21 protein-coding genes are annotated in these 22,873 nt (G+C 67.6%); 6 read left to right on the top strand and 15 right to left on the bottom strand.

Going from position 1 to position 22,873, the window contains the following annotated elements; all coding sequences use genetic code 11:
* Positions 1-33: 33 nt before the first annotated feature.
* The 6 genes from bla to IB228_RS09700 all read right to left on the bottom strand — a co-directional run bounded on the left by bla (position 34) and on the right by IB228_RS09700 (position 4,829).
* Complete coding sequence (gene bla, locus IB228_RS09675) at positions 34-852, bottom strand: subclass B3 metallo-beta-lactamase (RefSeq protein WP_192198233.1); 819 nt, start codon at positions 850-852, stop codon at positions 34-36.
* A 219-nt stretch (positions 853-1,071) separates the two neighbouring features.
* Positions 1,072-1,830, bottom strand: a complete 759-nt coding sequence (locus tag IB228_RS09680) for a DUF2225 domain-containing protein (RefSeq protein WP_192198234.1) — start codon at positions 1,828-1,830, stop codon at positions 1,072-1,074.
* 166 nt (positions 1,831-1,996) lie between these two features.
* Positions 1,997-2,764 carry a DUF4440 domain-containing protein gene (locus tag IB228_RS09685; RefSeq protein ID WP_192198235.1) on the bottom strand — a complete coding sequence of 256 codons (768 nt, stop codon included), beginning with the start codon at positions 2,762-2,764 and terminating at the stop codon, positions 1,997-1,999.
* 224 nt (positions 2,765-2,988) lie between these two features.
* A complete protein-coding gene (locus tag IB228_RS09690) occupies positions 2,989-3,399 on the bottom strand; it encodes a hypothetical protein (protein ID WP_192198236.1) in 411 nt (136 codons plus the stop codon).
* Between the two features lie 231 nt (positions 3,400-3,630).
* On the bottom strand, positions 3,631-4,197 hold the full coding sequence (locus tag IB228_RS09695; RefSeq protein ID WP_192198237.1) for a cytochrome b/b6 domain-containing protein: 567 nt from the start codon (positions 4,195-4,197) through the stop codon (positions 3,631-3,633).
* Positions 4,194-4,829: a hypothetical protein gene (locus tag IB228_RS09700; protein ID WP_183639959.1), complete on the bottom strand. Its 636-nt coding sequence runs from the start codon at positions 4,827-4,829 to the stop codon at positions 4,194-4,196. Before IB228_RS09700 ends, IB228_RS09695 begins: the two co-directional genes overlap by 4 nt.
* A gap of 162 nt (positions 4,830-4,991) precedes the next feature.
* Between IB228_RS09700 and IB228_RS09705 the strand changes: the two genes are divergently transcribed.
* Both IB228_RS09705 and IB228_RS09710 read left to right on the top strand, forming a co-directional pair.
* On the top strand, positions 4,992-5,543 hold the full coding sequence (locus IB228_RS09705) for a sigma-70 family RNA polymerase sigma factor (RefSeq protein WP_192198238.1): 552 nt from the start codon (positions 4,992-4,994) through the stop codon (positions 5,541-5,543).
* Positions 5,536-6,540: a hypothetical protein gene (locus tag IB228_RS09710; RefSeq protein WP_192198239.1), complete on the top strand. Its 1,005-nt coding sequence runs from the start codon at positions 5,536-5,538 to the stop codon at positions 6,538-6,540. The genes IB228_RS09705 and IB228_RS09710 overlap by 8 nt, the downstream gene beginning before the upstream one ends.
* Here IB228_RS09710 and IB228_RS09715 read toward each other — a convergent pair.
* Positions 6,515-6,979, bottom strand: a complete 465-nt coding sequence (locus IB228_RS09715) for a hypothetical protein (protein ID WP_192198240.1) — start codon at positions 6,977-6,979, stop codon at positions 6,515-6,517. The genes IB228_RS09710 and IB228_RS09715 overlap by 26 nt on opposite strands.
* The gene (locus tag IB228_RS09720; RefSeq protein WP_192198241.1) at positions 6,979-7,266 is read right to left on the bottom strand and encodes a hypothetical protein; all 288 of its coding nucleotides are present in this window, start codon (positions 7,264-7,266) and stop codon (positions 6,979-6,981) included. The genes IB228_RS09715 and IB228_RS09720 overlap by 1 nt, the downstream gene beginning before the upstream one ends.
* Before the next feature lie 165 nt (positions 7,267-7,431).
* On the opposite strand from IB228_RS09720, the gene IB228_RS09725 reads away from it, so the two are divergent.
* Positions 7,432-8,082 (top strand): glutathione S-transferase family protein, encoded by a 651-nt coding sequence (locus IB228_RS09725; protein ID WP_192198242.1) that lies wholly within the window; start codon positions 7,432-7,434, stop codon positions 8,080-8,082.
* A 104-nt stretch (positions 8,083-8,186) separates the two neighbouring features.
* Here the strand turns inward: IB228_RS09725 and IB228_RS09730 are convergent, their stop codons facing one another.
* The 3 genes from IB228_RS09730 to IB228_RS09740 all read right to left on the bottom strand — a co-directional run bounded on the left by IB228_RS09730 (position 8,187) and on the right by IB228_RS09740 (position 9,581).
* The gene (locus IB228_RS09730) at positions 8,187-8,423 is read right to left on the bottom strand and encodes a hypothetical protein (RefSeq protein WP_183639947.1); all 237 of its coding nucleotides are present in this window, start codon (positions 8,421-8,423) and stop codon (positions 8,187-8,189) included.
* Between the two features lie 169 nt (positions 8,424-8,592).
* The gene (map, locus tag IB228_RS09735; protein WP_192198243.1) at positions 8,593-9,372 is read right to left on the bottom strand and encodes a type I methionyl aminopeptidase; all 780 of its coding nucleotides are present in this window, start codon (positions 9,370-9,372) and stop codon (positions 8,593-8,595) included.
* Positions 9,369-9,581, bottom strand: a complete 213-nt coding sequence (locus IB228_RS09740; RefSeq protein ID WP_141454886.1) for a ParD-like family protein — start codon at positions 9,579-9,581, stop codon at positions 9,369-9,371. The genes map and IB228_RS09740 overlap by 4 nt, the downstream gene beginning before the upstream one ends.
* 257 nt (positions 9,582-9,838) lie before the next feature.
* Here IB228_RS09740 and IB228_RS09745 point away from each other — a divergent pair, with 257 nt between their 5' ends.
* A complete protein-coding gene (locus IB228_RS09745) occupies positions 9,839-11,350 on the top strand; it encodes a serine hydrolase domain-containing protein (RefSeq protein ID WP_192198244.1) in 1,512 nt (503 codons plus the stop codon).
* A 16-nt stretch (positions 11,351-11,366) separates the two neighbouring features.
* Here the strand turns inward: IB228_RS09745 and IB228_RS09750 are convergent, their stop codons facing one another.
* From IB228_RS09750 to recC, 4 genes are all read right to left on the bottom strand, one after another.
* Complete coding sequence (locus IB228_RS09750) at positions 11,367-11,717, bottom strand: DUF2200 domain-containing protein (RefSeq protein ID WP_192198245.1); 351 nt, start codon at positions 11,715-11,717, stop codon at positions 11,367-11,369.
* A gap of 85 nt (positions 11,718-11,802) precedes the next feature.
* Positions 11,803-13,866 (bottom strand): exodeoxyribonuclease V subunit alpha, encoded by a 2,064-nt coding sequence (gene recD / locus IB228_RS09755; RefSeq protein WP_192198246.1) that lies wholly within the window; start codon positions 13,864-13,866, stop codon positions 11,803-11,805.
* Positions 13,863-17,564 carry an exodeoxyribonuclease V subunit beta gene (recB, locus tag IB228_RS09760; protein WP_225562370.1) on the bottom strand — a complete coding sequence of 1,234 codons (3,702 nt, stop codon included), beginning with the start codon at positions 17,562-17,564 and terminating at the stop codon, positions 13,863-13,865. The genes recD and recB overlap by 4 nt, the downstream gene beginning before the upstream one ends.
* Complete coding sequence (recC, locus tag IB228_RS09765) at positions 17,561-20,896, bottom strand: exodeoxyribonuclease V subunit gamma (protein ID WP_192198247.1); 3,336 nt, start codon at positions 20,894-20,896, stop codon at positions 17,561-17,563. The genes recB and recC overlap by 4 nt, the downstream gene beginning before the upstream one ends.
* 211 nt (positions 20,897-21,107) lie before the next feature.
* On the opposite strand from recC, the gene IB228_RS09770 reads away from it, so the two are divergent.
* A complete protein-coding gene (locus tag IB228_RS09770; protein WP_183639934.1) occupies positions 21,108-21,899 on the top strand; it encodes an ATP-binding cassette domain-containing protein in 792 nt (263 codons plus the stop codon).
* 220 nt (positions 21,900-22,119) lie between these two features.
* Positions 22,120-22,872 (top strand): MlaE family lipid ABC transporter permease subunit, encoded by a 753-nt coding sequence (locus tag IB228_RS09775; RefSeq protein ID WP_183639932.1) that lies wholly within the window; start codon positions 22,120-22,122, stop codon positions 22,870-22,872.
* The last annotated feature ends 1 nt before the right edge of the window (position 22,873 follow it).

Below are 22,873 nucleotides of genomic sequence, written 5' to 3' on the forward strand. Positions count from 1 at the left end.
GGATTCAACCCTAAACTGGGACCACTTTCACCCTCAAGGTCGCTTCCCGGCTTCCTGTTCCTTCAATGCGTCCTCGAACGCTGCCTTGAAATCCTTCACCAACGTGGAAAGCAGGCCGGGTTCAACAAACGCATCCGGGTCCCCCGCATCACGCCGGGCCGCCCGCTCCAGCACATCCGCCATCTCGGGATGGCTGGTCAGCACGATGTCCGCGCGCATGGCGGCGAGCTTGGCGAAGGTGGCGCGGTAGTCGTCGGCAATGCCGGGATACGCCTGATTGCCGACCAGGGTGTTGCCGGCCACGGTGATGCTGCACAGGAACAGCACCTGGCGCGGGGTGCCGCGGTCGTCCACGGTCATGCTCCAGCTGGTGCAGCCGCGGGTGTGGCCGGGGGTGAGGTGGGCGGTCAGGACGACGTCGCCCAGGCGGACCTGCTGGCCGTCGCTGATGACCTCGTCCACCGGGATGGGGTCGAAGGGCATGACACCGTAGTTGTTGTCGCCCTCGTTCCGGCCGTTCTCCAGTGCCCAGCGGTCGCCTTCGCTAGCGAGGAAACGCGCGCCGGTGTCGCGCTTTAGCTGCGCCATGGCGCCGACGTGGTCGGCATGGGTGTGGTCGCTGAGCAGCAGTTTGACCTCGCGCAGGGGCACACCCAGGCTTTCGATGTTGCGCTCGATCTGGCTGGCGTTCTCGGCCAGGGTGGCGTCGAGCAGGATGGCGCCTTCATCGGACTTGATGAGGTAGGCGGCCAGGCCCTGGGTGCCGACGTAGTAGACGTTGCTGGCGATATGGAAGGGTTTGGCCGGTTCCGACCATTCCGGCGGATCGTGCGCCAGGACCGGTTGCGCCATGGCGCCCGCCACAACCATCGCGAAAATCCGTACCACCGAACGAAACCCATGACCTGCGTTCATGCTCACTGCCAGTCCTCTGTCGGGAAGGACTGGGACATTGCCCCGGCGGGCTTCGGCGCACAAATGACCAAAACTTGTGCGACGCATGAGTTGTTCTAATGGAAGTGTCGGTACAGGCAGATATCGCCCGTGAGCGATTTCCCTGCACTTCGGATTTCAGTCACGTCCCTCTGCCGCGTCGCCGGAGGCGTTGCTCCCGGCCGACTTTCCGGGCGGGAGCGCCTGTTGTTCCTTGGCGATTTCTTGCAGGTATTGCTTGAACCCGGAAAGCTCGCCGTCAACTTCAAGCGCATTGAGCCGCTCCAGGTAACGCTTTGCGTCGTCGTTCCGGCCGATCCTTCGGTTGTACTCGCCGAGCAGGTACAGGTTTTTAAGGGTCTCACCGGGGTCAGCTGACGCCGCCAGGCTCTTCTCGAGCAGGGGGAGCGCCTTCCTCACATACGCAAGGCTAGTCTCGCTATCTTCCCGGGTTTCAAACGCCATCAAACGGAAGAAATGGCACCAGAAGTCGTCGTCCATTCCACGGGCGGCATAAACCTTCTCTGCCCACTTCAGGAGATCCTGCCGGGACTGTGGCGGAGCATTCCGATCGAAGTTGGCCTTGAGCCAGTCCTTCAGGACAGCTCGCTTGGCCGTATCCAGCTCCGCGAAGTCGTTTCCGAATGCGATGTAGCCGGACGCCGGGTTGAACCAGAGCCAGTTGCTGTCGGTGAATGGCCAGAAGACCTGGTCTGACTTCTCCGGCCAGCTGTAGACGTAGCTGCCGGACGACATGGGTTGGTGAACCTTTACGCGCTCGTTCGTGACCGGATCGCGTACCTCGCTCTTGGCCCAGGTGATCGCCCGGGCGGACATGGGCACGATACAGAGCAGGGCTGCGATCAGCAGCGCTTTGGCGCGAATCCAGTGGTGCATGGCGTCCCCTTTTGGCCTGTTCCCTAGGGCCACGCAGAGCAACGTCCCCAATGCTCCGCGCGTCGTGGGCAGACCTTAGCATGGGGCGGCGGGGTACCTGGCCGGGTATCCGGCAGCGGGCTGAATCGCTCGGACAACGCCTCCCGCCAAGCCGGTATGACCGTCTCTAATCAGATTCGACGCGTTCGGCCCGTTCACTGACCGCGCCGTTCTCGAACACCGCCAGCGTACGCACCCTGCCCGCCGCGTCGCTTTCGAATTCAAAGCGCAGATCGCGCTCCCGGGCGAAGAAGCGGGTCTTCGTCTCCGGATAGAGCGTGGCCACGAAGTCGCCGGCAGTGAGCTTGAGGTGATCGCCAGCGACGGAAACGAGGATGTCGCCAATCCGTGCAGAGCGGTAGCGGGCCGCGTACGTGGCGAGCGTCGAGGGGTCGAGTGCGAAGGTGACGGATGGCGGCGTGTAGGGGACCGGACCATGGCCGTAGCTCAGGACACGATGCATGCGCCATTGGCCGTCGGCGAACTTCCAGACGGTAGTGAATTCGGCCTGCCCGTCCAGGTACTCGGGCTTTCCCGCTTCCTGCGCGTAAAACCGGTGCTTGCCTGAGAGGATGGCATAGCCGTCCTTGAGGGGATGGAACACCAGGCTTTCATCCACGACTTCGCGCCGCACCCGCATCTGTGGATTGCCACACACACCCTTTCGCAGCGACTCAATCAAGGCCTCGCGTGAAACCGTCAGGCCGGTCTTGTCGTGGTAGAACTCGACATCGGCCGTGAGCAGGCGGCCCATCTCCTTCATGTCGCAGGCGTTGTAGGCCTTCCAGAATTGCGTGTCGGCGGCGCGGACCTGTGTGTCTTCGTTCTCCGCCGCGGGCGATGCCGCGATGGCCACGAGGAGTGACGCGGCCATCAGAAACCTGGTCTGCTTCATGTCCCATGCCTCCGCTTCAGCAGGCACGATTGGGAAGGATTACCGCTCCCGGCTCAAGCGCCGTAAGTCACGGCTCCCGACAAATGCCTGGCAAAAGCGGCGAAGCCAGGCATGCGGGTGGAACGGCACTGCCGCTGGGGATAGCGGGCTCGGCTTGGGCCTCGCGTGACCCTGCCGGTGCTGCTTCCTGCCAGTGGCAATAGGCGTCCTGTCGATGGAGGGATTCAACGAATCTGGTAAGTCCCCTGAATCACGACGGGGAAACCCTTCTTGGCGAATGACTCCGGCGGCGGCGGGGCTTTTATCTTCGTGATGCGCTCCGCGTAGCACCGGCTGTAGTTGCTCTGTTCCTTTTCCGCGACGGCGACATTGATGATGTTGCCCGTGGCATCGATGTCGAACACCGTGGTGAACTTCTCCGTTGTTCCTTTCTGCCCCTGGCTGGAGCAATCGCCATGGGCCTTTTCGAACGCCTCGTCTGTTTCCGGCATGAACTCCTGCATCAGATACTCGCGACCAACCGGCGATGAGCGCTCCACCTTGGTGGCGCGGGCAACACGCGCGTCGAAATCGTCACCGGCGTACGCCATTCCGGTGAACAGGAGCAGGGTCAGCATGCATGCGGGCTTGATCATCCGAACCTCGAAGTCGATGGATCCGGCGGAACGCCGGGAATGGGGTCACTCGGAACGTCCAACCGGCTCCGCCGCCTTCGGTGCGAAACGGCCGGTCCCGGTGTAGTACTCCAGCATGTACCTGGTTCCCTGTCCCTCCCGCCGCGCGGCAGTCGCCACCACGATAGCGAAGTCCTGGCAGAGGCGCCATTTGGCGCCGGGCGCCGTTGCGGGGCCCGGCCTGGAACGCTCTCAGGCCGACCTGACGCGGCCGAATCCCATGCGCCGGGCGATATAGCCATCCTTCCGCCGCCATTGGCGGAACACCGCCGCGGCCACGTGCAAGCTGACCAGCGCCGACAGGGTCCAGGCGCCGTAGACGTGCACGTACCAGGCGAGGGCGCGCCCGGTTTCGTCGTCGTCCGACGGAACGAAGAACGCGGGCAGCTGGAGTCCGCCGATCAGGGTGCGGTCCGCGCCCATCCATACCCAGATGACGTGGCCGCTGATCGGCAACGCGAGTACCAGCAGGTAGATCAGTGCGTGGACGCAGGGTCGGATTCGGCGATGCCAGCGTGGGGCATCGCTGTCGTCGGCGGTCACCGGCAAGCGCAGGCGCAGGCCGAGGCGCAGGATCATCAGGCACAGGATGAGGACACCCAGTTTGAAGTGAAACGGAAACAGCGCGTCGGAGATCACACGCGGCGTCCAGTGCTCGGCCGCGAATCCGAGCATCACCTGCGCCGGCAGCAACAGCGCGAGCAGCCAGTGCAGCAGCCGCAGCTCGAATGGATATCGCCCGGGCGTCCGAACTTTCACTGGGCGCAGGCCGGATAACCGGGAATGTTGCGGCCGAGCACGATGTCGCGGGTTGCCTGCCATCCGTCCGCGACACGCTCCGGCATCACGATGCCGGAACCGCCGCGCCCGTGGTCCATCTTGCGTGCGACGGCGGGGGTGAGGTGCGGGTCGTCGCGGAACAGCACGTCGTCGATGTAGTACAGGGCGCAGCCGGTCTCGATGACGTACAGGTGGATGTGCTGCGGCATCCGCGTGCCCGGATAGCTGCCGGGGCGGATGGTGAGGAAGGCGTACCGGCCGTCGGCATCGGTGGTGGCCCAGGCGCGCAGCCGCCCGTGGGCGCGGATGCCGGGATCCGTTTCCGATTTCTCGCCCGGATAAACGCCCTGCCGGTTGGTCTGGTGCGCGTACACGATCACGCCCGGGCGCGGCCGGCCGTGCGCATCGGTTGCGCGCCCGCTCAGGCGCAGGCGTTCGCCGGGTTCGGTTTGGGGCGCCAGTCGGGCTTCCGTCGGGGGAGCGGCCGGCAGGCCGATCAGGGGCACGTCGCAGTCTTCGCACGGCAGCCCGACCACCGGCGTGGTGCCGGCATCGGCCCGGCCACAGGCGGCCAGCAGGAGAAACAGGGCCGAGGCTCGCGCGGCGTCCACGGCAAGGCTCAAGATGGGGTGTAGCGGGTGGGGCATGGGTGCGCTCCGGGTGGGTTCGCCGATGAAGAGCGCGTTTCCCGTGGCGGTGTTAACCCCGTCCGTCGTGTTAACACTTTGGCCGCGGCCCTCCTCTACTTCCAGGTTCTCCGGATTCGCCAGGACATGAAGGTCGCGACACCGCCCCAGGACATCGCCCGGCAAGTACACGCGGCCCAGCGCGGGTCGCAGGCGGCATTTGCCTGGCTGTATCGCGGTTTCGCGCCGCTGGTGCACGCCATCCATCTGGGCATGACCTCGCGTGCGCGGGCGGAGGAGCTGACCCAGGAAACCTTCGCCATCGCCTTCGGCAAGCTGGATCAGCTGCGCGAGCCGGAACGCTTCGGCCCGTGGATCGCGATGATCGCGCGGCGCACCCGACCGGCGGCGGCCATCGAGGAACAGGAACTGGCGGATGCGGACGAACCGGCCTGGCCAGGATCCAGCCCCGAATCGATGGCGCAGGCGAGCGAGGCCTTGCGCGCAATCCGGCAGTTGCCCGAAGCCTATCGCGAGACCCTGATCCTGCGGTTGGTCGAAGGCTTGAGCGGACCGGAGATTGCGCAGCTCACTGGACTGACGCCTCAGTCGGTGCGGGTGAATCTTCATCGCGGCATGGGCCGGCTGCGCGACGCGCTGGGCATCGCGTCCCGGCAAGAGGAGATGACCGATGACTGAGAAACCTGATCCGCTGTGGGACCCGGATCTGCCCTGTGATCCGGATCTCGAACGCCTGGCATCGGCGCTGGGTGCGTATCGCCATGTGCCCAAGACCGATGTCATCTGGCCGAAGCCGCGTCCCTCGCGAGTGGGCGGGCGCAGGCGCCGTGTCGTCTTCGCCGTTGCCGCGACGCTGGCCGCATGCGCGATCGGCATCGCGACATGGCTGCCCTGGCGCCTGCAATGGAGCGATCAGCGGCAGTGGGCGGTCGAAACGGACGTGCGTACCTTGCCGCAGACGTGGGCGGTGGGCCAGACGTTGGCGACTGCCGCCAATCAGTCGGCGACGATCCGGGTCGCGCGCATCGGCCGGATGGAGATTCTTCCAGGCACGCGGGTCACGCTCTCGGACACACGCACCGGACACCATCGCCTCGACCTGCTGGAAGGCCGCGTGCGCGCGCGCATCTGGGCGCCACCCGGCTATTTCGGCATCGCGGCGGGCGCCAGCGAAACCGTCGATCTGGGTTGCGAGTTCGACATGATCCGCGACGCACGTGGCGAAGGAACCATCCACGTCACCAGCGGCTGGATCATGCATCGGGTGAACGGGCAGGAGACGCTGGTGCCGGCGGGCTCGACGCTCGACTTCAACGAACAGCGCAGTGGCATTCCGCTTGCGACTTCGGCGACGGTCGGGTTCCGGCGCGCGGTCGAGCGCCTGGACCTGGCGATGTCGGAGGGAAACCGCGCATCCGACATCGAGGCGGTCGTCGCCCAGACGGCCATCGCATCCGACCGCTTTACCCTGCTCACCCTGCTCACCCGCTATCCGGCACTCGCGTCCGGCCCTATCTACCCGAGACTCGCCACGATGTTCGATGGACCGGTTCCGGATCCCAATCACCGCAAAGCCTGGCGGCACGGCAGCGTGCACGCCATGAATCTATGGTGGGAACAGATTCCGCGCCCGCCCAAGGCGTGGTGGCTCAACTGGCGGGATGCGTTGGGGTGAGGAGATGCTCAGGGCTCATGAACCGGTGCGTCCAGTAGAACGCCAGCCCGGAGAATCCGCCCACCACCGAAGCGACAAGAAGGAAAGCAACTGCAACGCCGACCTCGCCGGCCGAGATGGGCCCAAAAAATGCTGATGCCAGAAAGATAAGCGGCAGCGGGCTGGCCGCAATGGCTCCCGCCACTAGCGCGGGGATGGCCCTGAACATGCGCTTGTGGACGAGGAACAATCCCACCGGAAGACCGACGATTACGACGTAGGGGAGGCAAACAACGAAAGCGAGAAAGACCATGACGCTGAAGTCGCCCTTGACAAGGGGCGCATGCGGCCCGGCGCCCCACGCCGTCGCGGCCAGCAGGCACGCTGCCATGGCCGAGCAGCTGAATGTGGCGACGGGCAGGGCGAGCGCTTCTCTCAGTGTCCTGATATCAGGATGCATCAGTAGGCACCCCCCTGTTCGATTCCCCCATCGGTGTCGGGGATCTTTCCGAAAGCGATTCGCTGGCCTTCCTCAGTCGGAAATGGCCAAACGTCGATGGCATCACCTGGCTTGGTTGCTGACGCCAGAAAGTCACGAAAAGTCTCAAAGTCGCTGAAAGCCAGCGGGGTCGGATGGCTCGCACCGAAAAGATGCCAATGGAGGACGACCGCGAATCCCGAAGATTCCAGATGCAATCTGACCGTCTCCAGATTCTGGGTGGACAGGATCGAATGCGGGTGGACCATGTGCGACCACCATCCAATGGAGGTTCCTGGGTCCCCCATACTACTTATGCCTTTCCTGGTTGGACAAATCACCGGTTCTGACGGCCTGTCGATTTCCCGCCAGGTCGTTCGTCTATCCAGAGAAGGCGGCGCGGCAGCGCCGTTCCCATCATCAGGAGACCCGCCATGAGCCCCACCATCACTGCCTTCGAAAGCTCGCCGGATCGCGGCAAGGGCCTGTCGCGCGACGTGCGCGTGCGCTGGGCGCTGGAGGAAACCGGTCAACCCTACGATGCGCGGCTGTTGTCCTTCGCCGCGCTGAAGCAACCCGGACACCTGGCGCTGCAGCCCTTCGGCCAGATTCCTACCTATGAGGAAGGCGACCTGACACTGTTCGACTCGGGCGCCATCGTGCTCCACATCGCGGAGCGCCACGCCGGCTTGTTTCCCGAAGACCCCAATGGCCGCGCGCGCGCAATCACCTGGATGTTCACCGCGGTCAGCACGATGGAGCCGCCCATCGTCGAGCACGGCATGATGAGGATCTTCGAGAGCGGCGAGCCCTGGTTCGAACCGCGCATTGCCATGATCGAGCAGCGGGTCCGGACCCGGCTGGCCCAGCTCTCCGCGCGCCTGGGCGACGCCGACTGGCTGGATGGTGCCTTCAGCGCCGGCGACCTGCTGATGATCTCGGTGCTGCAACGGCTGCGCAGTTCGAACCTGGTGGACGAGTATCCGAACCTCGCCGCCTATGTGGCGCGAGGGGAAGCGAGGCCAGCGTATCAGCGGGCGTTCGCGGCGCAGTTGGCGGTGTTCGAGGCTTCGCAGGCGGGATGAAGAACGGTATTGACCAATGGATGATTCAGAATATGAGATCGTCGTCTGGAGATGACCCTGGTCCCATGCCGGATGGACGGCGCAGGTTCCACTTTTCTGACCTGCTAGGTCCCCATGACGAAGAAGGTAAAGCCACTGCCGGTAACCCGGTCGGCATTCATTGGAACCTCCAAGATTTCCTCGAAGAAAACCCTTGCATCCTCTGACCTTGATTCTGGAGGAACATTGAAAATCTCTTCGTCACGAAGGAGGCCCAACGCAAGCATCTCGGCCTCGTCCGGATTGGAAGCCTCCACGAAACGTGTCGTATAGAAACCAATTGGTGACGATTCGCCCAGCATGGCGCCTGGAAAGTTCTCTCCGCAGATAGAGCATCTATAAAGCGGCATGGGACGCCTTGCCTTGCGGGTCTGATCCGGGGACAAAATCGTACAACGCGTCGGCGGAAAGCAGAATACGCAAGTGAGCTTACGGCCGGAAAGCGGTTCGCGCTCCCGGTATTGAACCAAATCAGCTCATCGCACACAGCGGAGCCTTCTCCCCCGAGCGTAAGGTCAGCACCCGCACGCCGGTCCGGGTCACCGCCACGGTGTGCTCGAACTGCGCTGACAACTTGCCGTCGCGGGTGTAGACCGGCCATTCATCCGGATGGGAGCGAATGGCTGCCCGGCCGGCGTTGAGCATGGGCTCGATGGTGAACACCATGCCCTCTTCCAGTTCCAGCCCGGTGCCCGGCGTGCCGTAGTGGAGCACCTGTGGGTCCTCGTGCATTTCGCGGCCGATGCCATGGCCGCAATATTCCTTCACGACGCTGTAGCCATGCGCGCGCGCGTAGTGGGCGATGGCGTGGCCGATGTCACCCAGGCGCGCGCCCGGACGCACCGCCGCGATGCCCTGCCACATGGCGCGGTAGGCGGTGGCCACCAGCCTTCGCGCCGGATAGGCGACCTCGCCCACCAAGTAGGTGGTGCTGGAATCGGCGATGTAGCCGTTCTTTTCCAGGGTGATATCCAGGTTGACAATCTGGCCGCCGCGCAGCACGTCGTCCTTCGACGGCATGCCATGGCAGACGACGTCGTCGATGGAGGCGTTGAGCACATACGGAAATCCGTACTGTCCCTTGCTGGCGGGCCGCGCTTTCAGTTCGCCGACGATCATGCGCTCGACGAAATCGTTGATGTCCAGCGTATTCCGCCCTTCCAGATCCATACGACCCAGCGCGTCGAACACCTTGGCCAGCAGCGATCCGGCTTCCGCCATCAACGCGATTTCGGCAGTGCTCTTGATCACGTGCGGCCCGGGCGCAGGGTTTGCGGTCGCACGCCGGCCGCGCGCAATTCGTTGGCGACGATGTCCTGGAAACTCAGTTCCGGATTCATTTCGCAGAGCATGCCGACCTTGATCCAGAAGTTGGCCTGCGCGTTGATGGAGCGGCTGGTCACGGTGCAGGCACGACGAATCTGGTCGTGGAGGTCGTCATCGATGTTGACTATGCCCATGGGTCTTTCCAGTGGTTGGACTATACGAAATATATATGTTTCGTATATTGTGGTCAACGACTGCCATTGCCTGTTCGAAGATGGATATCTGACTGATTGAAGTCCTCGGGGGCGTGACGCGGTCGCGACTAACGTCGCTCCTACAGGGCGCGATTGCGTGGTTGAGTTCGCTTCGGTGTGCGGGAAGGCGCAAGGCGGATTAAACCGCGCGTGTGGTTCACGCATCCCATTGGGCAATCCCGGCGAGGAAAAGGCACATGAGTCCAGCGCGCAAGCTCCGCCTGTTTTGCATATTGCTCGGTTCCGCCCTGTGGCTGTCCGCCCTGTTCGCGGCCAGCGCCGCGGAGCCGCCGGAACCGTATGCGGCGATCCAGGCGGACGTCGAGAAGGAAGTCGCGGCCGGCCGGCTCACCGGTATTTCGATGGCGGTGGTCAAGGACGGCCGGATTATCTGGGAGCAGGGCTTCGGCTGGGCCGATCGCGAAGCGCGCCGGCCGGCGACGGCGCACACGGCGTTCTCGGTGGCCTCGACCACCAAGCCGTTCACCACCCAGGCAGTGATGATGCTGGCGACCGAAGGCAAGCTGGATCTGGATCGCCCGGCCAATGACTATCTGGGCGTGGAAAAGATCGTCGACGCGAACGGGCCTTCGCGCGAGGCCACCGTGCGCCGGCTGGCGACGCATTCGTCGGGCTTGCCGACGTTCTTCTCGATGTATCCCGAGGGCGGCGTCGCCAGGCAACCGACCATGCCGGAACTGATCCGCGACTATGGCCACCTGATCGCGCCGGTCGGCGAGCGCTACGAGTATTCCAACGTGGCGATGGGCATCCTGGGCGAGATCGTCGCGCGCCAATCGGAACAGGAGCTCGGCGCCTTCCTGCGCGATCGCATCCTGCGGCCGCTGGGCATGAAGGACAGCTTCTTCGACACCGATCTGTCGCGCCGCGCGGAAATGGCCGTGCGCTACAACGACGACGGCAAGCCGCTACCGTTCTACCTGACCGGCACGCCGGGTTCCGGCGAGCTGTACGCCAGCGCGCACGATCTGGCGCGGTTCGCGATGCTGCACCTGGGCGGCGAAGGGCTGGACGCCTCCGCGAGGATTCTGGGCCAGGCGCAACTGGACGAGCTGCATCGTCCGGCCACGCAGGTCGCGCCGCACTTCCACTATGGGATGGGTTGGGAGATCTACGACGAGCCCGGACGGATCGGCGTGCTGCATCACGGCGGCGGCCAGGCGGGCGTCAAGGCGGAGTTCGTGCTGGTGCCGTCGGCCAACGCCGCGGTGATCGTGCTCAGCAACCGGCGCGGCGAGAAGAACTTTATCGACGACGTGCGCGACCGCCTGCTGAAAACGGTGGTGCCCGGCTGGACCCGTCTGCCCCGGCCGGCGAACGCGCCGCTGCTGCCCTTGCAGCCAGTGAAGGACTATCGCGGCACCTGGCGCGGGACGCTGCTGGCGCAGGGCCGGCGCGTGCCGATCACGATGGTCATTGCGGATGCCGGCAAGGCGACCCTGGCGGTCGGCGACGGCCCGGCCAATCCGATTGCCGATTTCGGCCTGATTGACGGGCTGGTGTCGGGCGAGGTCAAGGGCGATGTCGGCAGCCCGGATACCCGCCGCGAAGGGCTGAAGGATCTGGCATTGGCATTGAAGCTGCGCGGCAACCGGATCGACGGCGAAATCGTCGCCTGGCGCAAGACCTCCGAGAACATGAACATGTTCCCGTTCTGGACGGATCTGGAGCGTGTCGCGGACGAGTGATCGTGCGGGACATTCCCTATTTGCGCAGGATCTTCTCCATCGCCTTGCCCTTCGCCAGCTCGTCGACCAGCTTGTCCAGGTAGCGGATTTTCCGCATCAGCGGATCCTCGACCTCCTCCACCCGGACGCCGCACACCACGCCGGTGATCAACGAGACGTTGGGATTCAGTTGCGGCGCCTGCGCGAAGAAGGATTCGAGGCTGGTGTCGGATTCGATCTGCTTGCGCAGGCCGGCCTCGCTGTAGCCGGTGAGCCAGCGGATGACCTGGTCGAGCTCCTCACGCGAACGCCCTTTGGATTCCACTTTCTTGAGGTACAGCGGATACACGCTGGAGAATTTCATCGCGAAGAGCTTTTCAAGGCGCATCGGGATTTCCTCGGATGATGGGGTGTGGGTGCATGCGGACCGCATGGCTAAGGATGCCATCCGGGCAAGCCGGTGACAGCCTCGGTCAAGTCGAAGCCAACCGCCACCCCAACCCCGACCACCGGCTCGCGTGCCTCGCCAGTGCTTCGCGGATCACCGCTTCGCCACCGGCCACGTGCAGTTCGCGGCGGGCGCGGGTAAGGCCGGTGTAGACCAGCTCGCGCGAGAGCACGCGGTTGGTGCGGGCGGGGAGCAGCAGCCAGACGGTGTCGAATTCCGAGCCCTGGGCCTTGTGCACGGTCATGGCGAAAGCGGATTCGTGCGCGGGCAGGGCGGCGGGATGGAAGGCGCGTGGCTGGGCCGGGTCGTCGCCGGGGAACCAGGCGGCGAGCGCGCCCTGTTCGTCCCTCAGGCAGATGCCGATATCGCCATTGAACAGGCGGTGGCGGTAGCTGTTCTCGGTGACGATGAGCAGTTGGCCGTGGAAGTGGCCCTGCCCGGCGGCGCGGGGCAGGCCGGCGCCCTGGCTTTCCAGCAGCAGGCGTTCGATGCGCGCATTGAGCGTGCGCGCGCCCTGCGGGCCTTCGCGCACGGCGGTGAGGATGCGCAGGCGGCTGGAGAGTGCCAGCGCCTGTGCGGGCGTGGTCGCGGTCGCCAACGCTTGCCAGTGGGCGAGCAAGGCGTCCTGCTGGGTTTGCAGCGGGTCGGCGAGGTTTTCGTGGAAGCGGACGTTGGACAGTTCACCGGCGCGCAGCAGGGCGAGCGTGGTGTCGGCGTCGCCTGCGCGCACGGCGTCGGCGAGGGGAGCGAGTTGCAGCGACTCGCTCTGGCGCCAGCCACGCTGGAGATGGACGCGGATGCCGGAAAAGGTTTCCTGCGTGCCCGGGTGCGGGTCGCTGCCTTCGCCGGGACGATGGGCGATCCCGTCGATGGCGGCGGCGAGGATGGCGGACAGGACGTCGCCCGCCTCCACCGAGGGCAGCTGATCCGGATCGCCCAGCAGCACCAGCCGTGAGCCGTCGGGGATGGCGTCGACCAGCTTGGCCATCAGTGGCAGATCGACCATGGAGGCTTCGTCCACGACCACGACGTCGAACGGCAAGGGATGATCGGCGTCGTGGCGGAAGCGCGGCGAGTCGGGAATCGTGCCGAGCAGGCGATGCAGGGTGGTGCCGGTGGTGGGCAATGCGGAAAGCAGGTCGGCGTCGATGCCGGCGGCGGCCAGTGCCTGGATGGCATGGCGCACGCTTTCGGCCATGCGCTCGGCGGCGCGTCCGGTGGGCGCGGCCAGGGCGATGCGCGGCAGCGGGTGGCCGACATCGCGCGCCTGTGCCGCGAGCAGCACCAGCAGGCGCGCGGTGGTAGTGGTCTTGCCGGTGCCGGGGCCGCCAGTGACGAGCAGGAGGCTGTGATGGAGGGCGAGGGTGGCGGCCAGTGCCTGGTGATCGATGGTCGTGTTGCCCCCATCCGCCCTTCGGGCCCCTTCCCCCGCAGGCGCGGGAAGGGGTTTGTTGGGTTCAGCACCGAATTGCTCCTCCGCGAATAGAGGAAGTGTCTGATTCTTCTCTACCTTGAGCCCTTCCCCCGCGTGCGGGGGGTGAGGAGCATCCGTTTGCGCGTCACTGCCGCGCGGATGATCCGAACGCCCGGCGTGCTGCGCCGGGCCGGGCCGGGTTGGGATGGGGGCACCCGGAAACAGTCGAACAAACAACGCATCAAGCGCGGACACTTCTCCCGCACCAACTCGATGCGCCGCGATACGCCGCAGACCCTCCGCCAGTTGGCGTTCGTATTCGCGATAACGACGCAGGTAGAGCAGTCCCCGCTCCAGCACCAGCGGCGCATGCGGATCGGAAACAGCAACCGGATCATCCGGGGTGGCAACCCAGCGCGACGCCGCCAGTTGCGAAGCCCACGTGTCCGCTGCCGGCCAGGCGATATCGGCATCCGTCTCCAGCAGTGCCTGCGGCTGTGCGAGCAGCAGCCCGGCATGGCCCTTGGAGACGGCGAGCGAAGCGAGCGCGGTGGCGGCGAGGACGTCGTCGGGAGTGTCGCGATCGAGACGGCGCAGGCTCTGGGCGAGCGCGTGATCGAGGGTGCGCAGGTGGCCGGCTTGCCAGAGGTTGGCGAGGAGGTTGTGGGTGTTCATGCGCGATCACCTGCGCGGTTGCCCCCACCCCGGCCCTCCCCCGCGTGCGGGGGAGGGAGCGAATCGTGGTCGCGGGAAGAAACGCCGGCGAACAGGGTGTCCAGCGCATGGACAAGCTCGGGGGCGAAGCGTTGGGCGTGGACGCCGGGCGAGGGATCCCGGGTGAGATCCATGCCGCGGCAGAACAGGTAGCGCACGCCGCCGAAGTCGCGTGCATAGTCATAGGCGTCGCCCAGCCGGAAACGCAGCCAGCGATGCAGGGCCAGCGTGTAGATCAGCGCCTGCAGGTCGTACTCGCTGTGCGCCATCGCCTGCTGCATCGAGGCGGCGTCGTAACCGGGCAACTGGTTGGACTTGTAGTCCAGCACGTACCAGCGCCCGTCCTGGCAGTAGGTCAGATCGATCAGGCCGGTCATCAGGCCTTCCAGCCGCTGGCGCAGGCCGAACGCGTGCCGCTGGCGCAGCACGCCATGCTCGTGCAGCAACGCGAGCAGCGCGGCGACCGGCGTGGAAGTCATGGCGAAGTGGAATTCGATTTCCGCGCGGCGCATGTCCGGTGGCAGGTCGGCCAGGCGACCGCCTTCGGGCATCACCGTGCCCAGCGTATGGCCGATCAGCGGCACCAGCACGGCGAGGCCGTCGGCGACATCGGCTTCGGCGTAACCCCCCGCGCGCAGGGCGTCGGCGATGATCCGATCCTGTCCGGCGGGCGCATCGTCGCCGGGCCGCCAGTCGCGCCAGGCGGCGAAGTCGGCGTCCTCCAGCGCGGCGTGCATGACCACGCCGAAGTGGCTGCCGGCGAAACGCGGATCGGCGGTGAAGACGGAGGCGGTGGTTTCAATGCTGGCTTCGTCGACGTCGGCCACGCGGGTTTCGTCCTCGCCGCCGGGGTCGGCCTGGGTGGCGGCGGCCAGCGGGTCGGCGCCGGATTCGGCGTGGGCGAGCTGGGTGAAGCTGTAGACCCACCAGTCGGCGGCGATACGTCGGCGGGCGACGCGCGCGGGCGCCACGCCGGCGTCGTGTTCGGCGGGCAGGCGCGGCGGCGGCGGTTCGGCCGGGCCTTCGACGATGCGGACATCGGCGTGCCCGCGCAGCGATTCGGCGCCGGCCAGCAGCGGCGCGAGGCGACTCCTGGCGAAGTCGGTGATGTCGCCCGCCGCGATCCACAGCGCATGCTCGGCGCGGGTGAGGCCGACATAGAGCAGGCGTGCGTCCTCGGCTTGGCCATCGCCGGAAGCCGCGTCGCCGGCGGCCTTCCACGCCGGATCCTCCTTGTCGATGCGCCAGCGCAACACGCGGCGGCCGCCTTCGTGCAGCACGCGGTGGCGGCCACTGTCCGGACGGCGCGTGCCGATGCCGGTGAAGGGCAGATAGACCAGCGGGTACTCCAGGCCCTTGCTCTTGTGCAGGGTGACGATCTGCACGCGGAGCGCGTCCGATTCCAGTCGCAGCAGCTGGGTCTCGTCGTCGGGATCGGCGTTGGCGATGCGCGCCTGCAACCAGTCGAGCAGGCCGTGCAGGCCGAGCGTGTGCGCGGCGGCTTCCTGCAACTGTTCGCCCAACTGCAGGTAGTTGGTCATGCGGCGCTCGCCGTCGATCAGGCCAAGCAGGCGTTCGGCCTGTTCGGCGCACAGGTCGGACACCAGCGCGAACGGACCGCTGCGCTGCCAGCGCTCGCGCCAGTGCAGCAGGCGGGCCTGGTGGTGCCGCTGCGCGTCGCCTTCGGTTTCCAGCGCGGCAATCGCGTGGGCGTCCTCGCCCAGCAGCACGGTGGACAACGCAGCGCGCAGGCGGCCGCTGTCGGCCGGTTGCAGCAGCGCCAGCAGCAGGGTGCGCAGTTCACCGGCTTCGGTGGTCTCGAACAGGCTCTGCTTGCCGGCGGCGACGGCGGGCACGCCGGCGCGCGCGAGCGCCTGCTGCATACGGGTGGCGTCACGATGGTTGCGTACCAGCACGGCGATATCGCCTGGACGCACCGGACGGCCGTCGAGCAGCGCGCGGCCTTCGCGCGCGTCGTTCAATACGCGATGGATCTCGGCCACGCAGGCGGCGGTGGCGGCGTCGCGCGAGCCGTCGGCGCCGAGCGGCTGGCCATCCGCCTGACGCAGCAGGCGCAGGGTCAACGCGGGCGCCGGTTCGCCATCGCGCAGATAGTCGGCGTCACCGCGCTTGCCGCCGGCATTCACGGGTTCGAACTGGATGCCGGGATGGAGAAAGGCGTCCTGCCCCGCCTCCCGCGCGCCGTCGTACAGCGCCTGGACGGCGCGCAGCACGCCGGGGCGCGAGCGGAAGTTGTGATCCAGCCGCGGCGCCTCGTCGGCTTCGCCACGCGCGAGCAGGTAGGTGGCCACGTCGCCGCCACGGAAGCCGTAGATGGCCTGCTTGGGATCGCCAATCAGGAACAGCGCCGGTACGTCGCCGATCGCGCGCACCTCGTCCGAGTCGCCGAACACCCGTGCGAAGATCCGCCATTGGCGCTCGTCGGTGTCCTGGAATTCATCCACCAGCGCGACCCGGTACTGCGCGCGCAACCGCGCCACCAGCGCCTGCCGGTGCGGACCTTCCAGCGCTTCGGCGACGCCTTCGATCAGATCATCGTAGGTGCGCACGCGGCGCAACCGCTTGAGCGCGTCCAGGCGCTGCCGCGCCTCGGCGCGCAAGCGGTGCAGCAGGGCCGTGCGTTGCAGCAGCTGCACCCGCTGCCAGGCCGTATCGGCCTCGCACCAATCGCGCAAGGCGTCGAACAGCGGCGAAGCCGGCGCGCCGGCACCCTGTCCTTCCTTGCAGAAGCCGGCCAACGCGTCCGGCAACAGCTTCTGCACGTGGGTCTTGTCGGTGCGTGGCCAGTCGCCCAGCCGCGTGCCCGCCTGGAGTTCCTCGAACGCCTTGTCGAAGCTCGGCCGCCGCGCGCGCCGGCCATCGAACACCTTGTTGTCGAACGCCGCGGCGATCGCCGCGCGCGCATCGGCCTGATGGTTGGCGATGGCCTCGATCAGATTCGCGGCACGGGCCGCGCGCACGGCCTGTGTTTCAGCCTGCGCCCGCGGATCGGCATCGGGCGGCACCTGCGGATACAGCGGTAACGGTCCGCACAGCGCCGGCAAGTCCCCCGCCAGCGCGTCCGGTCCGTTCCACAGGCCCATCAGCGCGTCGGCATCCGCCGGATCGGCCGCGTGCATGCGCCACAGATCCGCGGCCACCTCGGCATACAGGTCGCGCGCGTTGCCGAGCAGTTCGAACGCATCGAAGCCCTGCCCGGTTTCCAGCGCGTGCTCGCGCAGCACGCGCGCGCAGAAACCGTGGATGGTGAAGATCGCGGCCAGATCGGTTTCCTCCGCCGCGATGCGCAGGCGGCGGGACAACTGGTCGGGAGTTTCCTCGCCGCGTTCGAGCTGGCGCTGGAGAATGCCGCGGGTCAGCGCGGCCTCGTGGCTGTCGTCGTTGCCGGCGAGCGTGCCGACGAGGCCGGCGGCCAGCGACAGGCGTTCGCGGATGCGCTTGCGCAGTTCCTGGGTGGCGGCCTCGGTGTAGGTCACCGCCAGCACCTGGCCCATGCGCAGGCGCTGTTCGACGATCAGGCGGGTGAACAGGGTGGCGAGCGTGTAGGTCTTGCCGGTGCCGGCGCTGGCTTCGATCAGCTGCACGCCATCGAGCGTGCGGGTCAGGTAGGCATTGGCCGCGGGCATGGTCGCAGTCATGCGGCGGCTCCTTCCGCGGCATCGTGGTCACGTGCATGGCCGCGCCGCACGAGGTCGTAGATCGCCAGGCTGGTGTCTTCCAGCTGGCGATAGTCGGTTTCGTTGGCGAACGGGTCCCGACCGCGCAGCGCGAGCCGGATCGCCTCGCCCTCCCCCTCGGCCCAGCCGCCGTTGCCGTCGCCGTGCCAGCGCTTCCAGGCGACACCGCGACGCTTCTCCGGATCGGCGTTCCAGATGTCCCAGCCGGTATAGGGCGCGAACCACAGCGGTTCGCGCAGGCCCCGGGCATGCAGGGAAAGCAGTTGCCGCAACGCATCGCGCGCCTGTGCCTCGTCCGGCGCGTCGATCACGTACAGGCCCGGACCATCGCCGCCGTCATGGAACTGCACCAGCGGCAGTCGCGCGCCGGCCGCGTTGGCGAGCAGCCAATCCAGGCCCCAGCGCAGCGCGGCGTTGCCGTTGATCGGGTCCGCGCGCATCCGCACCAGTCCGCGTGGATGCACGTCGGCGACGCGGCCGTGCAGCTGCACATCGTCGATGCGGACTTCATAGCGCTCGGAGGTGACGACGTCGTTCGCCAGCCAGTCGCGGCGCGCCTGCACGAACGGGCGGATTTCCGCGAGCAGGGTTTCGAACTGGCGTTCGCCCAGCGCGCCGGAAGGCAGCAGCGCGCGGGCGCGCAGGCGGGCGCGCAGGCCGGGCTCCTCGCCGGCGTCGAGCGCCTCGATCACCGCCTGTTGCAGGGCGGCGCGCTCCAGCCCGCGGCCGGGCAGCACCAGCGGTTCGACATCCTCGGCCTGTTCGATCGGCTCCGGCAGCCGCAGACCCAGCCGCTGGGCGAGGAACTGGCCGTGCGGATCGGCGAAGAAACGACGCAGCGTGTCCAGCGACAGATCGGTGGCGGGCACCTCCGGCGCCGGCAGCGCGTCGGCCAGCCACGGCGACAACGCGGCGCGCGCGCCACCCAGGCGATCCGCGGCCGGACGCCATTGCGCGCGATAACTGAAGCGGCGTGGTTCGTCGCCACCGAACGCCGCCGGCGCGAACGGCTGCAAGGGATGCTGCACCACCAGCGCTTTCCGCGCGGCCGGATCGGCGTGGTACGCCGCCGCCGCGTCCAGCAGTTCGCTGACCAGCACCGAAGGCTCGCGGGCGCTGCCGTCGCGCGGATCCGCGCCCTGGTAGCTGAGGTAGAACACATCCTGCGCGGCCGCGAACAGTTGCAGGAACAGATAGCGATCGTCCTCACGGGTGGAGCGGTCGCCATGCCGGCGGCGCTCGGTGCCCAGTTCGGCGGTGAGGCGGTTGAGGCCGGCGGCCGGATCCCGGTGCGGGAACTCGCCGTCGTTCATGCCGATCAGGCAGGTCACCCGGAATGGCAACAGCCGCATCGGCACCATCCGGCCCACGCTGATGCCGCCGGTGAGCAGCGGCGCGCGGGTGTCGGCTTCCGAGAGCAGTTCGGTGAAGTGCGCGCGCACCACTTCCGCCGGCACCTCGGCGTCGTGGCCGGCGGCCTCGGCGTCGCGGGCGAAGCGATCAATCAGCGTGCGCAGGCGATCCAGCGCGCGTTGCGCGCGCGGCGCAGCCGGGCGCTCCGGCAGCAGCGCGTCGAGCAGGCGCAACAGGCGTTCGCGCCACTGCGCGGGCGCCAGCGCCTGGCCCAGGTCGCGGCGCTGGCGGGCCAGTTCGCGCAACAGGCGGATCAGGGTGTCGAGCGCATCGAGCGCGCCGCCTTCGAGCTCCGTCCACGGCGCGACCCCGGCGATCTCGTCCGCGGCGCCGCTGGCGTGGCCCAGCAACAGCCGATCCAGCGCGAACTGCCAGGTGTAGGCGTCGTCGGCGGGCGCAGCGGACGCGGCGCGGTGCGCGGCGTCCAGACCCCAGCGCGCGCCGGCCGCGCGCAGCCAGCCATGCAGGCGCTCGATGGCGTCGGTGTCCAGCCCGGCGGCCTCGGCCACCGGCGCGCTGGCCAGAAGATCGAGGATCTCGTCCAGGCCGAAGCGCGAGATCGGCAGCGCCAGCAGGCGCAGGAAGACCTCGGCCAGCGGTTCGCTGGCCAGCGGACTGGTGTCGGCCAGCGCCCATGGCAGTGCATCGGCGTGGCCTTCGCCGCCAAACACCGCGTCCAGATACGGCACGTAGGGATCGATGTCCGGCGCCAGCACCGCGATCTCGCGCGGCTGCAGCGGCGGATCGAATCGTTTGTCGTCCAGCAGCGCGCGCAGTTGGTCATGCAGTACCTGCACTTCCCGCAGGCGGGTGTGGCAGGCGTGGATCTGCAGGCCGGGATCCTGGCGATCCACCTGCCCGCGCGGCGGACCGGATGGCGCGGGACGACGATGGAACAGATCCCGCTGCATGCGGTGCAGCAGGCTGTCGGACAGACCGCCCTCGGCCAGGGTGGGCGCGGGGTCCTGTTCGGGATCGGCATAGGCGGCGATTTCGCCGGCCGGATGCACCACTTCGTAACTGCCGAGCACGGCCATGAAATCGCGACCGGCCGCGCCCCAGGCCTGCAACAGCGGGTTCTCGCCGGCTTGCCCGGCAAAGGGATCGGCCACGCCCGCGCGCAGGCGTTCGCCCAGTGTCTGCAGATCGCCCCAATACGCCTGGGTGGGCGTGGGCAGATAGAAATGCAGGGTGCCGGCGCGCGCCTGGGTGGCGACCACGCGCAGCACGTCGGGCGAAATATTGAGGGTGGCGAAGGCGAACAGGCGCCCCGGCAAGCCGGCCGGCAGCGCCGAGTCGGGGCCGGCGAAGCGATCGAGATATTGCTGGATGCGGCGCGCGCGATGTTCGCGCCCGGCGGCGATGTGCCGCCACAGCAGCGCCTGCGGATCTTCCGGATCGGCGCCGGCTTCCCAGCGCAGCAGCCAGTCGCGGCGCCAGGCCTGGTACTTCTCGAACACGCCGGCCAGCTCGCCGGCCAGCGCCCATGGCTTCACCGGGTCGCCGCCGGCCAGATAGGCGCGCAGCGCCGCCAGCGCGGGCCGCGCCAGCAGCGCCGGATCGGTCAGCGCCGCGTACAGGCGCCAGCGCAGGCCGGCCGCGTCCAGATCCTCGCCTTCGCCGGGCACGTTGGCGGCCAGCGCGCGGGCGACGAACTCACCGGGAGTCAGGAATTCCAGGTTCGCCGCCACCCCGTGTTCGGCCGCCAGCGTGGCCTGCAGCCAGCGCCGCATCGCCACCTGCGGAATCAGCACCAGCTCCGGCGCCAGCAACGGCTGTCCGGGCATGGGCCGGCGCAGCTCGGCCGCCAACAGGCCCGCCAGCACGTCCAGGGAATTGGAGTGGTAGAGGCGGAAGTCGGGCATCGCGGCGTCGGGCATCCGGCTATCTTGCCGCAGCGGACCCGTGGCGCCGAGCCGGATCCGATCCGGCGGCCCGCGGGGCCCGCGCGATGGGATTGTCTTTCCCGCGGGAAACCGGCTCCGTCGGTCCAGGTTTCCGGCACAATACCTGTACCGGTCAGTTCGGTTTTGTTCAGCCGCCAGCCGCGAAGCTTCCTCGTTGCTTTTCCGTTAAGCGCCCGCCCCCGCCATGACATCCGCCGACACACCCGCCGTGCGCCTGTCCGATGTCCGCCTCGATCGCGGCGGACGCGCCATCCTGCGCGACATCGCGCTGACGGTGCCGCGCGGCAGCATCACCGCCGTGCTCGGTCCCAGCGGCAGCGGCAAGTCCACCCTGCTGGCGGCGCTGACCGGCGAACTGCCACCGGCCGCGGGCCAGGTGGAAGTATTCGGCCAGGCCGTGCCGCGCCGCAGCCACGCGCTGCTGGAGATGCGCAAGGGTATCGGCGTTCTGTTGCAAGGCAATGGCCTGCTCACCGATCTGACCGTGGCCGAGAACGTGGCGCTGCCGCTGCGCACCCACACCCGGCTGGCCGCGTCGCTGATCCGGCGCCTGGTCGAGTTCAAGTTGAACGCGGTCGGCCTGCGCGCCGCCGCCGATCTGTATCCGCGCGAACTGTCCGGCGGCATGGCGCGCCGGGTCGCGCTGGCGCGCGCCCTGGCGCTGGATCCGCCGCTGATGATCTACGACGAACCGCTGACCGGACTGGATCCGATCGCCAGCGGCGTGATCATGAGCCTGATCCAGCGCCTCAACGACACCCTGGGGCTGACCAGCATCATCGTCACCCACCACGTCCACGAAACCCTGCCGATCGCCGACCAGGCGCTGGTGATCGCCAACGGCGGCCTGGTGTTCACCGGTACGCCGGCCGAACTGGAGAACACCGGCGACCCGCTGGTGCGCCAGTTCCTGCGCGGCGAACCGGATGGCCCGATCGCGTTCGATGCGGTCAAGCGCGTGGGGGAAGCCGCTTGAAGCCGGGAAGCGGGAAGCGGGAAGCGGGAAGCGAAGCCGTGCACGGCCGCCTTGCCGCACTCATAAATAGCCCCCTCCCCCGCGACGCGGGGGAGGGTTGGGGTGGGGGCAGGGATGAAGACGTATTCGTCCAGGTTCCTGCATTTGCCCCCATCCGCCCTTCGGGCACCTTCCCCCGCCAGCGGGGGAAGGGACTGCGGCCTAAGGGAGGGATCCACTGATGCCGTTCATTGCCGCCACCCGTTCGCTTGGCCGCGCGGGGCTGTTCTCGCTGTCGGTGTTTCGGGCCTCGGCGCCGACCCGTGATTTCTTCGCCGAGCTGACCCGCGAGATCTACAAGATCGGCGGGCGCTCGTTGCCGATCATCGCGGTCGGCGGCGCGTTCGTGGGGCTGGTGCTGACCCTGCAGGGCTATCGCACCCTGACCACGTTCGGCGCCTCCGACGCGCTGTCGACGCTGCTGGGCCTGTCGCTGTACCGCGAACTGGGTCCGGTGCTGACCGCGCTGCTGTTCATCGGCCGCGCCGGCAGTTCGATTGCCGCCGAGCTGGGCCTGATGCGCGCCACCGATCAGATCAAGGCGCTCGAGCTGATGGCCATCGATCCGGTCGCCAAGGCGGTCGCGCCGCGCTTCTGGGCGGCGGTGCTGACAGTGCCGCTGCTGACCGGTTTCTTCTGCAGCCTGGCGATCAGCGCCAGCTACTTCGAAGCCGTGCACGTGCTGGGCCTGGACAACGGCACGTTCTGGTCCGCGTTGCAGAACAGCGTGGATTTCTGGGACGACTTCGGCGTGGCGCTGCTGAAGTCGGCGGTGTTCGGTGGCACCAGCGCGCTGGTCGCGGCCTACGTGGGCTACCACGCCGAACCGACCATCGAAGGCACCTCGGTGGCGACCACCCGCGCGGTGGTGAACGCCTCGCTGCTGGTGCTGATGTTCAATTTCGTCCTTTCCGCCCTGCTTTTCCGGAGTTGAT

The sequence above is a fragment of the Pseudoxanthomonas sp. PXM04 genome (assembly GCF_014851695.1).
Taxonomy (GTDB): Bacteria; Pseudomonadota; Gammaproteobacteria; order Xanthomonadales; family Xanthomonadaceae; genus Pseudoxanthomonas_A; species Pseudoxanthomonas_A beigongshangi.